Source organism: Bradyrhizobium sp. Pa8, from assembly GCF_052588265.1.
Map to the genome: position 1 here is coordinate 9,457,438 of NZ_CP176767.1, position 13,695 is coordinate 9,471,132.

The 13,695-nt window shown below is 65.6% G+C and carries 11 protein-coding genes; 4 read left to right on the plus strand and 7 right to left on the minus strand.

The genetic code is table 11. The features are described from left to right. Positions 1-160: 160 nt before the first annotated feature. The gene (gene mutS, locus ACKWRH_RS44845) at positions 161-2,899 is read left to right on the plus strand and encodes a DNA mismatch repair protein MutS (RefSeq protein WP_445218757.1); all 2,739 of its coding nucleotides are present in this window, start codon (positions 161-163) and stop codon (positions 2,897-2,899) included. 128 nt (positions 2,900-3,027) lie between these two features. Here mutS and ACKWRH_RS44850 read toward each other — a convergent pair whose 3' ends face one another. From ACKWRH_RS44850 to ACKWRH_RS44875, 6 genes are all read right to left on the minus strand, one after another. Beyond that, complete coding sequence (locus ACKWRH_RS44850) at positions 3,028-3,741, minus strand: GrlR family regulatory protein (RefSeq protein WP_445218758.1); 714 nt, start codon at positions 3,739-3,741, stop codon at positions 3,028-3,030. Between the two features lie 104 nt (positions 3,742-3,845). Then, on the minus strand, positions 3,846-4,661 hold the full coding sequence (locus ACKWRH_RS44855) for a hypothetical protein (RefSeq protein WP_445218759.1): 816 nt from the start codon (positions 4,659-4,661) through the stop codon (positions 3,846-3,848). Positions 4,662-4,839: 178 nt separating this feature from the next. Next, positions 4,840-5,349, minus strand: coding sequence for an OsmC family protein (locus tag ACKWRH_RS44860; RefSeq protein ID WP_445218760.1), 510 nt, complete (start codon positions 5,347-5,349; stop codon positions 4,840-4,842). Between the two features lie 54 nt (positions 5,350-5,403). Beyond that, a complete protein-coding gene (locus ACKWRH_RS44865) occupies positions 5,404-6,189 on the minus strand; it encodes an ABC transporter ATP-binding protein (RefSeq protein ID WP_445218761.1) in 786 nt (261 codons plus the stop codon). A 4-nt stretch (positions 6,190-6,193) separates the two neighbouring features. After that, positions 6,194-7,039: an ABC transporter permease gene (locus tag ACKWRH_RS44870; RefSeq protein WP_445218762.1), complete on the minus strand. Its 846-nt coding sequence runs from the start codon at positions 7,037-7,039 to the stop codon at positions 6,194-6,196. Positions 7,040-7,253: 214 nt separating this feature from the next. Then, positions 7,254-8,225 carry an aliphatic sulfonate ABC transporter substrate-binding protein gene (locus tag ACKWRH_RS44875; RefSeq protein ID WP_038943838.1) on the minus strand — a complete coding sequence of 324 codons (972 nt, stop codon included), beginning with the start codon at positions 8,223-8,225 and terminating at the stop codon, positions 7,254-7,256. A 188-nt stretch (positions 8,226-8,413) separates the two neighbouring features. On the opposite strand from ACKWRH_RS44875, the gene ACKWRH_RS44880 reads away from it, so the two are divergent. Then, positions 8,414-11,203, plus strand: a complete 2,790-nt coding sequence (locus tag ACKWRH_RS44880; RefSeq protein ID WP_445218763.1) for a [protein-PII] uridylyltransferase — start codon at positions 8,414-8,416, stop codon at positions 11,201-11,203. A gap of 77 nt (positions 11,204-11,280) precedes the next feature. On the opposite strand, the gene ACKWRH_RS44885 is transcribed toward ACKWRH_RS44880, so the two are convergent. Then, positions 11,281-11,811 carry a methylated-DNA--[protein]-cysteine S-methyltransferase gene (locus ACKWRH_RS44885; RefSeq protein WP_445218764.1) on the minus strand — a complete coding sequence of 177 codons (531 nt, stop codon included), beginning with the start codon at positions 11,809-11,811 and terminating at the stop codon, positions 11,281-11,283. Between the two features lie 97 nt (positions 11,812-11,908). Here ACKWRH_RS44885 and ACKWRH_RS44890 point away from each other — a divergent pair, with 97 nt between their 5' ends. Both ACKWRH_RS44890 and ACKWRH_RS44895 read left to right on the plus strand, forming a co-directional pair. Continuing rightward, complete coding sequence (locus ACKWRH_RS44890) at positions 11,909-12,265, plus strand: DUF1304 domain-containing protein (RefSeq protein ID WP_247313212.1); 357 nt, start codon at positions 11,909-11,911, stop codon at positions 12,263-12,265. Between the two features lie 147 nt (positions 12,266-12,412). Continuing rightward, entirely contained in the window at positions 12,413-13,639 is a 1,227-nt protein-coding gene (locus ACKWRH_RS44895) for an ABC transporter substrate-binding protein (protein WP_445218765.1), read from the plus strand. Positions 13,640-13,695: the final 56 nt, after the last annotated feature.

The window sequence follows — 13,695 nt, forward strand, 5'->3', positions numbered from 1 at the left end:
AAGCCGGGGTTATGGATTCCGGGCCTGCGCCTGACGGCGCGTCCCGGAATGACGATGAGAATGTGGCAGCTCTTCGCCCAATGCGGACAACGTGGAAAACCTCCCCTCGCTGGCCAAACCGGTAGGAGCACGGGGCGAAATTTTGTAGGTTGCGCCGCCCATGACAATGCAACAGCCGATACCTGTGCCGCCCCCTGACGAAGCGCCCGCACCGCCGGCGGAAGCTGCCGCGCGCGTCACGCCGATGATGGAACAATATCTGGAGATCAAAGCGGCGCATCAGGGCCTGCTGCTGTTCTACCGGATGGGCGACTTCTACGAGCTGTTCTTCGAGGACGCCGAGATCGCCTCGAAAACGCTCGGCATCGTCTTGACCAAGCGCGGCAAGCATCAGGGCGCCGACATCCCGATGTGCGGCGTGCCGGTCGAGCGTTCCGAGGATTATCTGCATCGCCTGATCAGCGCCGGCCACCGGGTCGCGGTCTGCGAGCAGACCGAGGATCCCGCCGCCGCCAAAGCACGCGGCAACAAGAGCGTGGTGCGCCGTGGCGTGGTGCGGCTGGTGACGCCGGGCACGCTGACCGAGGACACGCTGTTAGACGCGCGCGCCAACAATTATCTGCTGGCGATCGCGCGCGCCCGCGCCTCCGGCGGCGGCGACCGCTTTGGCCTCGCCTGGATCGACATCTCGACCGCCGAATTCACGGTGATGGAATGCTCTAGCGGTGAGCTCGCCGCGACGCTGGCACGCATCAATCCGAATGAGGCGATCGTCACCGACGCGCTCTACAATGACAGCGAGCTCGGACAGACCTTGCGCGAGCTGCCGGCGGTGACGCCGCTGACCCGCGACGTCTTCGACGGCGCCACCGCGGAAAAACGCCTGTGCGATTATTTCGCCGTCGCGACCATGGACGGGCTCGCGCAACTGACGCGGCTGGAAGCGACCGCCGCAGCCGCCGCCGTCACCTATGTCGACCGCACCCAGGTCGGCAAGCATCCGCCGCTGTCGCCACCCGCGCGCGAGGCCTCGGGCGCGACCATGGCGATCGATCCGGCCACCCGCGCCAATCTCGAACTGACGCGAACACTCGCGGGCGAACGCCGCGGCTCACTGCTCGACGCCATCGACTGCACGGTGACCTCGGCCGGCTCGCGCCTGCTGGCGCAGCGGCTCGCGGCGCCGCTGACGGACGCGCCGGCGATCGCGCGGCGGCTCGATGCCGTGAGCGCCTTCGTTGCGGACTCCGCTGCGCGTGAAGACATCCGCAGCATCCTGCGCGGCGCGCCGGACATGTCGCGGGCGTTGGCCCGTCTTTCGGTCGGCCGCGGCGGACCGCGCGACCTCGCCGGCCTGCGCGACGGTATCATCGCCGCCGACCAGGTGCTGACGCGCCTCGGCGAGCTCGACCAGCCGCCGCAAGAGATCGTGGTGGTGATGGCGGCCCTGCAGCGTCCGTCGCGCGAGCTCGCGGCAGAATTCGCAAGTGCCCTCGATGACCAGCTGCCGTTGATCAAGCGCGATGGCGGCTTCGTGCGTCAGGGCTACGAGCCCGCGCTCGACGAAACACGAAGCCTGCGTGACGCCTCGCGCCTCGTGGTGGCATCGATGCAGGCGCGCTACGCCGATCATACCGGCGTGAAGGGCCTCAAGATCCGGCACAACAACGTGCTCGGCTATTTCGTCGAGGTCACCGCGCAGCACGGCGACAAGCTGATGTCGGCGCCGCTGAATGCGACCTTCATCCATCGCCAGACGCTGGCCGGACAGGTGCGCTTCACCACCTCGGAGCTCGGCGAGATCGAGGCCAAGATCGCCAATGCCGGCGACCGCGCGCTCGGCCTCGAGCTCGAGATCTTCGAGCGGCTCTGCGCCAAGGCGCTTGATATCAGCGACGATCTGCGCGCCGCCGCTCATGCCTTCGCGTTATTCGACGTCGCGACCTCGCTGGCCAAGCTCGCGATCGACGACAATTACGTGCGGCCTGAAGTCGACGAGTCCCTCGGCTTCGCCATCGAGGCGGGCCGCCATCCCGTCGTGGAACAGGCGCTCAAGCGCAATGGCGAGCCGTTCATTGCCAATGCCTGCGATCTCTCGCCAACGCCGGCGCAAAAATCCGGCCAGCTCTGGCTGCTCACCGGCCCCAACATGGCCGGTAAATCGACCTTCCTGCGCCAGAACGCGCTGATCGCGCTGCTGGCGCAGATCGGCAGCTTCGTGCCGGCCACGCGCGCGCGGATCGGCATCATCGACCGCCTGTTCTCGCGCGTGGGCGCCGCCGACGACCTCGCGCGCGGCCGCTCCACCTTCATGGTGGAGATGGTCGAGACCGCAGCGATCCTGAACCAGGCCGGCGAGCGCGCGCTCGTGATCCTCGACGAGATCGGCCGCGGCACCGCGACGTTCGACGGCCTCTCCATCGCCTGGGCCGCGATCGAGCATCTGCACGAGAGCAATCGCTGCCGCACGCTGTTCGCGACGCATTATCACGAGCTGACCGCGCTCTCGGCAAAACTGCCGCGCATGTTCAACGCGACGGTGCGGGTGAAGGAATGGCAGGGCAATGTCGTGTTCCTGCATGAGGTGCTGCCGGGCTCGGCCGACCGCTCCTACGGCATCCAGGTGGCCAAGCTCGCAGGCCTGCCGCCCGCCGTGATCACGCGCGCCAAATCGGTGCTGGCAAAACTCGAGGCGCAAGACCGCGGCCAGACCGCGCGGGCGCTGGCCGACGATCTGCCGCTGTTCGCCGTGCCCTCGCGCGCCGCCGCCGAAGCCGCGCCGCCGAGCGAGGCCGAACTGCTGATGGACGCGGTGAAGGCGCTGCACCCCGACGAGATGTCCCCGCGCGAGGCGCTGGATGCGCTCTATGCGCTGAAGGCCAAGCTGCCGAAGCAGTGACAGCGAACCTTCCAACGACCAGGGAATGATGCCAAGCTGAAGCATGCCATGAGGCGAGCCGCAATGCCGGGCTGTGTGCCGCAGGCGGAATTGCGACGGCTTGGCCGTGTTCGCCGGCGTACTGGCCGTCAGCGAGCCGCCCTGGCAAACGGCTCGATCAGCTTCAAGGTGGCGGCGAGGCGGATGCTACGCTTGCCGGCGAGCGCGATCGCTTCCATGTCGGCGCCCTTGTCATCGCAGTGGCCGGAGAAGCCGATGCCCACCTCATAGCCACCGAACAAGGGATGCTCGCTCTTCGCCGGCGTGTGTTCCTGATTGACGAATTCGCCTTTCCAGCGACCGTTCGCCGAAGAATAGGCGCCGAGATAATAGAAGAAGGCATCGCCGCCGAGGATGCGGCCGTCGCGCAGCAACATCACGCCGGTATGGCCACCGGCAATTCCATCCAGCATCCGGATGTCGATCGAATAGAGCCCGCTGACGATGCCGCCCTCGCCGACCGCACCGGGCGGGGGAACGTCATCGTCGCCGAGCGGCGTCATCACGGCGCGAAACACCGAGGCGTCCTCGACCACTTCTCCCTCGAAGCGGTAGAGCTTGCCCTGCGGTCGACCGCGAATGCTGATTGTGACGGCGTCGGAACTGACCAGCGACCTGTGCTGCGGCGACCGGCTGTGGCGCTTCGTCCGGAGCCTGGCGACGATTTCGCCGTCCACAATCTCGTAGGTGCCGAAGTGCGCGAAGGCCGTGTTGCCGCCAAGCATTTTCCCGGCATGGGCGTACAGCACGCTGCGGCCGGAGCCGTCGTTGATATCGTATTCGACCTTGTACAATCCCTCCACCGCACGCCCCGATCTTGCTCTGTTGCCAGCTTAGCGGGTCTGCCAGTCCCGGTAACTATCTATCCTGACGCAGGGCTGAGGTCCCAAGCGTAGCGTACCTCGCCCTAGGAAGCGCGGCGCGGCTGATGCATCGGCCTCTTCCGTCGTCCCATCCACCACAGCGTCAGGTTCCAGCCGATGCAGGTGGCGAGTGCGCAACTCAAGCCGATCGCCGAGCCGAACTGCGTGACGGCGACGTGCAGCACCGCAATTGCCAGACCGAAGCCGAGCAGGCCCCAGGCGGAGTTGGCGAGCACGGCGGCGGTCGGCGGGCCGCCGATGCGCGGATGCAGGATCACCATCATGCTGGTGAACACGATCGGGTAGAGCGCGATGACGCCGCTCACCCGCGGGCCGACCCAGTCCGAGGTCGAGACCACGATCGCAACCAGCGTCGCGACCAGCGAGGCGCGGAATGGAATATCGTACCAGCGGCGCGTCACCAGCGGCATCTTCACATGGCGGTACCGTGCAAGCAGCGGAATGCAGATGCCGAAGGCGACCAGGTTGACGGCGAGCCCGGCCGTCAAAGTCCAGTCGAACAGGCGGATGATGGACGCCAGCACGATCCACACCGCGACCGCGCTGCCCGCGCTCACCAGCAGATTGTTCCGCTGCGCCAGCACGACATAGGTGAGCCCAAGGACGATCGTCGCGGCGTTGACCGGAAGGCTCGACAGCGCGCCTTGCGCGATGAAGGCGGCGTCATGGTCGAGCGCGAGGAAGACGTAGGAAGGACCGGCCGAGATCGGCAAGGTCGCCACCAGTCCGCCGATCACCGGACCGGTGCGCTCGGCAATGAACGACGCGGACACGACGAAGGCCGCGGCGATCGCCATGCGCAGGACGAGGAGGATGATGAAGTGGAGCTCGGGGGGCATTTTTTCTTCTTACCCTCCCCTGGAGGGGGAGGGTCGGCTCATATGGAGCGTAGCGAAAGATGAGACGGGGTGGGGTGACAGTCTCTCGACGGATACGGCGCCCGAGTGGAGAGACCGCACCCCACCCCGCTCGCGCTGCGCGCGATCGACCCTCCCCCTCCAGGGGAGGGTAAGAACCTTAGATCCGCTGCATCGACACCGAAACCTTCGGGCCGTTCTTGATGGTCTGGTAGACCACGCAATAGCGCTCGGTGAGTTTGAGCAGGAGATCGAGCTTGTCCTGCGGCGCATCGGTGTCGACCTCGAAGCGCAGGCGAATCTCGGTGAAGCCGACCGGCGTCTCCTTGTCGACGCCGAGCGTGCCGCGGAAATCGAGATCGCCCTCGGCATAGACGTTGCCGGTCTTCAGCGGGATCTCGATGGCGGTCGCGACCGATTTCAGCGTGACGCCGGCACAGGCGACCAAGGCTTCCAGCAGCATGTCGCCGGAGCAGAGCTCGAGGCCGGAGCCGCCGGTTGCGGGATGCAGGCCCGCCATCGCGATGGCGCGACCGGTCTCGACCTTGCAGGCGATGCCTTCGCTGTCGGTCGAGCCCTTGGCCTTGAGCGTGATCATCGCGGTCTTGGGATCGGTCTTGTAGCGTTCCTTGATCGGGGCCTGCATCTGGCGCAGTTCTGCGGCATCCATCTTGTTCTCTCCCGGAAAAATCGTCCCTCGATGTACCGGCTCAGAGAGAAAATGTCACCACCACATGGCCTGACCGGGACCCTGGGTTGCGTCACGGTCGGGCACGTTGCGGTCGAGCGAACGGTCGAGTGACGTCAGCACACTTCGCTTGAAGTTCTCGAACAGCGGCGAATTGCGGTCGCGCGGCCGGCCCAGATTGATCTCGATCTGGTCGAACAGCCGGCCCGGCCGCGGCCGCATCACCAGCACGCGATCGGCCAGCACCACGGCCTCGTCGACGTCGTGTGTGACGAGGATGAGGGTCGGCCGGGTGTCGGCCCAGAGGTCGAGCAGATGATCCTGGAGATCCCTGCGGGTGAAGGCGTCGAGCGCCGAGAACGGCTCGTCGAGCAGCAGCACTTCCGGCTGCGGCACCAGCGCACGCGCGATCGCGACGCGCTGCGCCTGCCCGCCCGAGAGTTCGCGCGGCCAGGCCTGCGCCTTGTCGGCGAGGCCGACGCGGGCGAGCGCGCGCGCCACCTTCTCGCGCCGCTCCGTCGCGGGCAGGTCGGCAAGGCCGAAGCCGATATTGTCGGCGACGCTGAGCCAGGGCAAAAGCCGCGGCTCCTGAAAGATGATGCCGATTTTTGCGTGCGGCGAACTGATCGCCTCGCTGTCGAGCGTCACCGTGCCTGCGCTCGCGCGATCAAGGCCGGCAATGGCGCGCAAGAGCGTGGACTTGCCGCAGCCGGAGCCGCCGATGATGGCGACGATCTCGCCCTGTTTGATCTCGGCGGAGAAGCGCACCAGCGCCTGGACGCCGTTGGGGTAGGTCTTGCTGACCCGGTCGAGCGCCAGCATCGCGTTACGTTCCCTTCGCGCGCCCGAAGGCGTCCTGCCAGCGCAGGAACGGCGCGGCTGCGACCTCGATCAGCCAGTCGGTGAGCTTGCCGAGGATGGCGAAGATCACGATCGCGGCCAAAATCTGCGCGGGCTTGCCGAGCTGCTGGCCGTCGAGCAGGAGATAGCCGAGGCCTTCGGAAGCGCCGATCAGCTCGGCCGCCACCACGAACATCCACCCCAGACCAAGGCCGACACGCAAGGACACGACATAGGCCGGCAGCACCGCAGGCAGCAGGATGCGGCGGATCATGGCGAACCCGGAAAGGCGGAAGGTGCGACCGACCTCGACGATCTTGCGATCGACGGAAAGGATCGCGCCCATCACGCCGAGATAGACCGGGAAGAACACGCCGACCGCGATCAGCGCGATCTTGGAGGTCTCGAAGATGCCGAGCCAGAGGATGAACAACGGCACCCAGGCGAGCGAAGGGATCGCACGCAGCGCCTGCACGGTCGGATCGAGCAGCCGGCGCGCCAGCGACCAATAGCCGGAGATGGCACCGAGCACGGTGCCCGCGATCACGCCGAAGGCGAAGCCGAGACCGACGCGCCACAGTGTTGCGGCGATGTGGCGGACCAGCTCGCCGGAGCGGGCAAGCTCGGTGATGGTCGCAAAGACGCGCGAGGGCGGCGGCACCAGACGGCCGTTGGACCAGCCGAGCCAGACCACGAGCTCCCAGCCGAGCGCGAGGATGAGCGGCAGCAACAGTCCCAGCACCGGCCGCGCGTAGCGCGCGAGCCGCGAGGGCGCGGCGGCGCTCTCGGCCGGTTCCGATGTCTGTTGCAGCACTGGCGCGTCGGAGATCATGGCCGGTAGGAAGCGCGTCTGGTCAGGGAATGCAAGGGCGCCTCTTACCCACCCCTGGAGGGGGAGGGTCGGCTCATGTTGAGCGAAGCGAGACATGAGACGGGGTGGGGTGACGGTCTCTCCGCGTCGAACAGTATCCGTGTGGAGAGATCACCCCACCCCGCTCGCGCTACGCGCGATCGACCCTCCCCCTCCAGGGGAGGGTAAGACCACCTCAATTCGTCGGCAGCGGGACCTGGTCGTCGATCAGGGCATCCAGCGTCGCCTTCACGTCGACCTTGGCGTCGACGACGCCGGCCTGCTGGAGGGCAAGGCCGGCGGCGAGGATCGACTCGCGCTGGGGCGCGCCGATGCGGCTGTGGGTGAGCTCGGTGCGCTCCTTGAGCTGCTTGTCGACGACGGCCTCCGGCAGCTTGGTCACGGCGATGAAGGTCTTCTTGAGATCATCGTAATTGGCCAGCGAATATTTGCGCGCTTCCTCGTAGACCGCGAGCACGCGACGGGCGGCGTCCGGATAGTCCTTCAAGAACTGCTCACGCACATTGAGGATGCCCCAGGTGTTGGCATCCGCCTTGCGATAGAACAGTTTTGCACCTTCCTCGACCTCGGCCTGCGCCATCATCGGATCGAGGCCGGCCCAAGCGTCGACGTCGCCGCGGATCAGCGCGGTCTTGCCGTCGGCGTGTTGGAGCAGCACCGGCGTGATGTCCTTTTCAGTCAGGCCTGCACCGAGCAGCGCGCGCACCAGGAAGATGTGCGGATCGGTGCCGCGCGTCACCGCGACGCGCTTGCCCTTGAGATCGGCAACGCTCGCGATCTTGGAATCCTTTGATGTCACCAGCGCGGTCCATTCGGGACGCGAATAGACGTAGATCGACTTGATGGGGTTCCCGTTGATCTTCGCCACCAGCGCCGCCGAGCCCGCGGTCGAGCCGAAATCGATCGAGCCGGCGTTGAGGAATTCGAGCGCCTTGTTGGAGCCGGCCGACTGCACCCAAATGATGCTGATGCCGTCCTTGGCGAACTCCTTCTCCAGCAGACCCTTCTGCTTCAGGACCATCGACACCGGATTGTAGGTCGCCCAGTCGATGCGGATTTCCTTGAGCGGATCCGCCGCCCGTGCCGCAGGGGTCATGGCGAGCGCAACAGCCCCCGCCAACAGAATGCGTCGTGTAATCCCGGTCATGCCCAGCCTCCTCAAAAACTTCATTGTTTTTCAATGAGTTATTTCTAGAGGTCAACGAGAAAATCGCTATCCCGAAAGCCCCTCGGCTGAGAACGATTTTGCCCGAGGCCGGCCTTTTCCAGCATGGAACGACTATTGCCAGAGAATGGCGGGTGACAGCGCCTGTCACCTCTTATATCCGGTGAGACATGGACAGCGTCGCGACTGAGCACAAGGCCGAGGTGGACGATCGCTTCGACACCGCGCGGATCACCGCCGCGGTCGATGCGCTTGCCGAGAAGCATCAGGGACGTGAGGACACGTTCCGCACGGCCATGGCGCAATTGCTCAAGGCCGAGCTGATCGCGGCGCGCGCCGCGGCGCAGGCGATCCTGCTGAAGGACCGTCACGGAAGGCGCTGCGCCGAGCGGCTGTGCCACGTGCAGGACGAGATCATCCGCATCCTGTATTCGGCGGCGACCCGGCATCTCTACCGCTCGCCGATCCCGAGCGGCGCTGAGCGCATGGCGGTGGTCGCGACCGGCGGCTATGGCCGCGGCCTGATGGCGCCGGAATCCGACATCGATCTCCTGTTCATCCTGCCCTACAAGCAGACCGCCTGGGGTGAGCAGGTGGCCGAAGCCATTCTCTACTGTCTCTGGGACATGGGGCTGAAGGTCGGGCACGCCACGCGCTCAGTCGATGAATCGATCCGGCAGGCGCGCGGCGACATGACCATCCGCACCGCGATTCTGGAAACGCGCTTCCTGACCGGGGACCAGCCGCTCTATGACGAACTGGTCGCGCGCTTCGACAAGGACGTGGTGCAGGGCACGGCGTCCGAATTCGTCACCGCAAAGCTCGCCGAGCGCGAGGAGCGCCACCGCCGCGGCGGCCAGTCGCGCTACCTGGTCGAGCCCAACGTCAAGGACGGCAAGGGTGCCCTGCGCGACCTGCACACGCTGTTCTGGATCGCCAAATACGTCTACCGCGTCCGTGATACCGACGAGCTGGTCGAGCGCGGCGTGTTCGACGCGCAGGAATACCGCACCTTCCGCCGCTGCGCCGACTTCCTCTGGTCGGTGCGCTGCAATCTGCACTTCTACTCCGGCCGTGCGGAGGAGCGCCTCTCCTTCGATCTCCAGCGCGAGATCGCGGTCCGGCTCGGCTACACCTCGCATCCCGGCATGCAGGACGTCGAGCGCTTCATGAAGCACTACTTCCTGGTCGCCAAGGAAGTGGGCAACCTCACCGCCATCCTCTGCGCCAAGCTCGAGGACCAGCAGGCCAAGCCCGCGCCGGTGCTGAGCCGGATGATGGCGCGGCTGCGCCCCGCCCCCGCGAAGCGCCGCGTCCCCGACAGCGACGACTTCCTCGTCGACAACAACCGCATCAACGTCGCCGCGCCCGACGTGTTCAAGCACGATCCGGTCAATTTGATCCGGATCTTCCGCCTGGCACAGAAGAACAACCTCGCCTTCCATCCGGACGCGATGCGCGACGTAACGCGCTCGCTCGGACTGATCAACGCGCAGCTGCGCGAGAACCCGGAAGCCAACCGGCTGTTCATGGAGATCCTGACCTCCGACAACGCCGAGATCGTGCTGCGTCGGATGAACGAGACCGGTGTGCTCGGCCACTTCATCCGCGCCTTCGGCAAGATCGTCTCGATGATGCAGTTCAACATGTATCATCACTACACCGTCGACGAGCATCTGATCCGCTGCGTCGGCTTCCTGCAGGACATCGAGCGCGGCGGCATCGAGGAGTTCACGCTCGCCAGCGATCTCTTCCGCAAGATCCGGCCCGAGCACCGTGCGGTGATCTACATCACGACGCTGTTGCACGACATCGCCAAGGGACGGCCCGAGGATCACTCGATCGCGGGCGCCAAGGTGGCGCGCCGGCTGTGCCCGCGGCTCGGCTTCAGCGCGTCCGACACCGAGCTCGTGGCCTGGCTGATCGAGGAGCATCTGACGATGTCCACGGTCGCGCAGTCGCGCGACCTCTCCGACCGCAAGACCATCGAAAACTTCGCCGCCGTGGTGCAGTCGGTCGAGCAGATGAAATTGCTCACGATCCTGACCACCGCCGATATCCGCGGCGTCGGCCCGGGCGTGTGGAACGGCTGGAAGGCGCAGCTGCTGCGCTCTCTCTATTATGAAACCGAACCGGTGCTGACCGGCGGCTTCTCGGAAGTCGACCGCGGCAAGCGCCTGACGGCCGCCTACGCCGAATTCCGCATGGCCTTCGCCGAGTGGCCGGCGGACGAGCTCGATGCCTATATCGGCCGGCACTATCCCGCCTATTGGCTCAAGGTCGAGCTGCCGCGAAAGATCCGCCATGCCCGCTTCGTCCGCTCCAGCGAACAGGCCGGCCACAAGCTCGCGATCAATGTCGGCTTCGACGAGGTGCGCGGCGTCACCGAGCTGACGATCTTCGCCGCCGACCATCCCTGGCTGCTCTCGATCATCGCCGGCGCATGCGCCTCGGCCGGCGCCAACATCGTCGACGCGCAGATCTACACCACGACCGACGGCCGCGCGCTCGATACGATCTCGATCTCCAGGGAATACGACCGCGACGAGGACGAGGGCCGGCGCGCCACGCGCATCGGCGAGATGATCGAGGACGTGCTGGAAGGCAAGCTGCGTCTGCCCGAAGTGGTGGCGCGGCGCACCGTGCGCAGCAAGGCGCGGCCTTTCGTGATCGAGCCGGAAGTGACCATCAACAACCAGTGGTCCGACCGCTACACGGTGATCGAGGTCTCCGGCCTCGACCGCCCCGGCCTGCTCTACGAGCTGACCACCGCGATCTCGAAGCTCAACCTCAACATCGCCTCGGCCCATGTTGCGACCTTCGGCGAGCGCGCCCGCGACGTGTTCTACGTCACCGACCTCCTCGGCGCGCAGATCAACGCGCCGACGCGCCAGTCCGCAATCAAGAGCGCGCTGACCCACGTGATGGCCGGCGACAAGGCGGTGCAGCCGGCGGCGTGAGGGCGATCGCGTCCGTCTCCCTCCTCCGTCATTCCGGGCTCGCGCTTCGCGCGCCCCGGAATGACGAGGAGAGAGACCTAAACCTCCACCCCCTCATGCCGCAACAGCCAGCGCTTGCGCTCCAGCCCACCGCCGTACTTCACCAGCGAGCCGTCGGCGCCGATCAGGCGGTGACAGGGCAGCACCACGCTGATCGGGTTGGAGCCGTTGGCATGGCCGACGGCACGAATGGCTTTTGGCATATCAATCCTTGCAGCCATCGCGCCGTAACTCATCGTGGTGCCGGCAGGGATCTTTGCGAGCGCAGTCCAGACCTTCTGCTGGAACGGCGTGCCGGCGATGCGCCATGCGACGCCCGAGAGCTGGCCGAGATCGCCTTCGAAATATGCTGACAGCGCGGTCTTCATCGCCGCCGGCGCGGACCGATCAACCAGGTCCACGGCGCCGTAGTGCAGACGCAACAGCTCGCGCATGCGGTGCTCGTAGTCTTCCCAGTCGAGCGCACGCAAGGCGCCCTCGGCATCGGTGACGAGCAGCGCGATCCCGATCGGCGTCGTCAGGCGATCGAGGCCGAATCGTTCAGGCGGTTTGGTTGATCGAGCGGGCATTGCGACACCAGGCCATCGAAACACGCCATCGCACTTGCCATGCCGGCCGTGCTAACGTCCACCCGAAAGCTGACGCTTTGGGGGGCTCAACTTGATTCTGATCACCAATGTCCTGGTGGCGCTGGTCGCCGCACTGCACGCCTACTTCCTGATCCTGGAGATGTTTCTCTGGGATAAGCCGCTTGGCTTGAAGACATTCCGCAATACGCCTGAAAAGGCCGAGATCACGAAGGTGCTGGCGGCCAACCAAGGGCTCTATAACGGCTTCCTCGCCGCCGGCCTGATCTGGGGCCTCGTCCACGGCAACCCGGCCTTCGCATTCCAGATCAAGGCATTCTTCCTGCTCTGCGTGATCGTGGCCGGCGCCTACGGCGCGGCGACCGTCAGCACCCGCATCCTGCTCGTGCAGGCGCTGCCGGCGGCGATCGCGCTGGTTGCGCTGCTTCTGACCTGATTCTCTTGACCTGAGACGCTACAGCGCAGCGTCGCGATCCTTGCGCGACGCCGGACCTTCCTCCACACTCTCCGGCAGCGATGGCGACCGTTGCAATCAACGGGAAAAGACCGTCGACCGGAAATTCCGTCAGGAGGAACAACCAAGATGAACAATCGCAGAGCCTTCATAGCTGCCACGGCGGCGCTCGCCTTCGCGCTCTCCGCCAGCCAAGCCCTCGCCCAGAAGAAATATGACACCGGCGCGAGCGACACCGAGATCAAGATCGGCCAGACCGTGCCGTTCTCCGGCGCCTATTCCGTCTACGCCAATATCGGCAAGACCCAGGCCGCCTATTTCAAGATGATCAACGATCAGGGCGGCATCAACGGCCGCAAGATCAATTTGATCCAGTATGACGATGCCTATTCGCCGCCGAAGACGGTCGAGCAGGTGCGCAAGCTCGTCGAAGGCGACGAGGTGCTGTTCACCTTCCAGATCATCGGCACGGCCGCGAACGCCGCCGTGCAAAAATATCTCAACGGCAAGAAGATCCCGCAGCTGCTGGCCTCCACCGGCGCCGCACGCTTCAACGATCCGCAGAACTATCCCTGGACCATCGCCTACAATCCCAATTACGTGTCCGAGGGACGCATCTACGCCAAGTACATTCTCGCCAATCACCCCAATGCCAAGATCGGCGTGCTCTACCAGAACGACGACATGGGCCGCGACTATCTCGCCGGCCTCAAGAGCGGCCTCGGCGACAAGGCCGCCAAGATGATCGTCGGCGAGGTGTCCTACGAGGTCACCGACCCGACCGTCGACTCGCAGGTGGTCAAGCTGAAGTCGCTCGGCGCCGATCTTTTCTACGATGCCTCGACGCCGAAGTTCGCGGCGCAGGCAATCAAGAAGGTGGCCGAGCTCGGCTGGAATCCGGTGCACATCCTCGACATCAATGCGAGCCCGATCTCGGCGACGCTGAAGCCGGCCGGCCTCGACATCTCCAAGGGCATCATCTCGACCCAATACGGCAAGGAGCCGAGCGACCCGCAGTGGAAGGACGATCCGGGCGTGAAAGCGTTCTTCGCCTTCATGGACAAGTATTTCCCCGAAGGCGACAAGCTCAACACGGTCAACACCTATGCTTATTCGGTCGCCGAGTTGCTGACGCAGGTGCTGAAACAGTGCGGCGACGACCTGTCGCGTGAGAACGTGATGAAGCAGGTCGCCAACATCAAGGACTTCACCCCGAGCTTCGCGCTGCCCGGCATCAAGATCAACACCGGGCCGAACGATTATCGCGTCAACAAGCAGATGCAGATGATGAGGTTCAACGGCGAGCGTTGGGAGCTGTTCGGCCCGATCATCGAGGACAACGGCCCGGCGGGTTAGGCGGCGAAGGCGTACGTCGTAGGGTGGGCAAAGACGCGCAAGCGTCGTGCCCACCA

Coding starts and splice junctions, on each gene's coding strand:
- mutS (WP_445218757.1), top strand. CDS start 161: ATGACAATGCAACAGCCGATACCTGTGCCGCCCCCTGACGAAGCGCCC.
- ACKWRH_RS44855 (WP_445218759.1), bottom strand. CDS start 4,661: ATGCCCCCCGAGCTCCACTTCATCATCCTCCTCGTCCTGCGCATGGCG.
- ACKWRH_RS44860 (WP_445218760.1), bottom strand. CDS start 5,349: ATGGATGCCGCAGAACTGCGCCAGATGCAGGCCCCGATCAAGGAACGC.
- ACKWRH_RS44865 (WP_445218761.1), bottom strand. CDS start 6,189: ATGCTGGCGCTCGACCGGGTCAGCAAGACCTACCCCAACGGCGTCCAG.
- ACKWRH_RS44870 (WP_445218762.1), bottom strand. CDS start 7,039: ATGATCTCCGACGCGCCAGTGCTGCAACAGACATCGGAACCGGCCGAG.
- ACKWRH_RS44875 (WP_038943838.1), bottom strand. CDS start 8,225: ATGACCGGGATTACACGACGCATTCTGTTGGCGGGGGCTGTTGCGCTC.
- ACKWRH_RS44880 (WP_445218763.1), top strand. CDS start 8,414: ATGGACAGCGTCGCGACTGAGCACAAGGCCGAGGTGGACGATCGCTTC.
- ACKWRH_RS44885 (WP_445218764.1), bottom strand. CDS start 11,811: ATGCCCGCTCGATCAACCAAACCGCCTGAACGATTCGGCCTCGATCGC.
- ACKWRH_RS44895 (WP_445218765.1), top strand. CDS start 12,413: ATGAACAATCGCAGAGCCTTCATAGCTGCCACGGCGGCGCTCGCCTTC.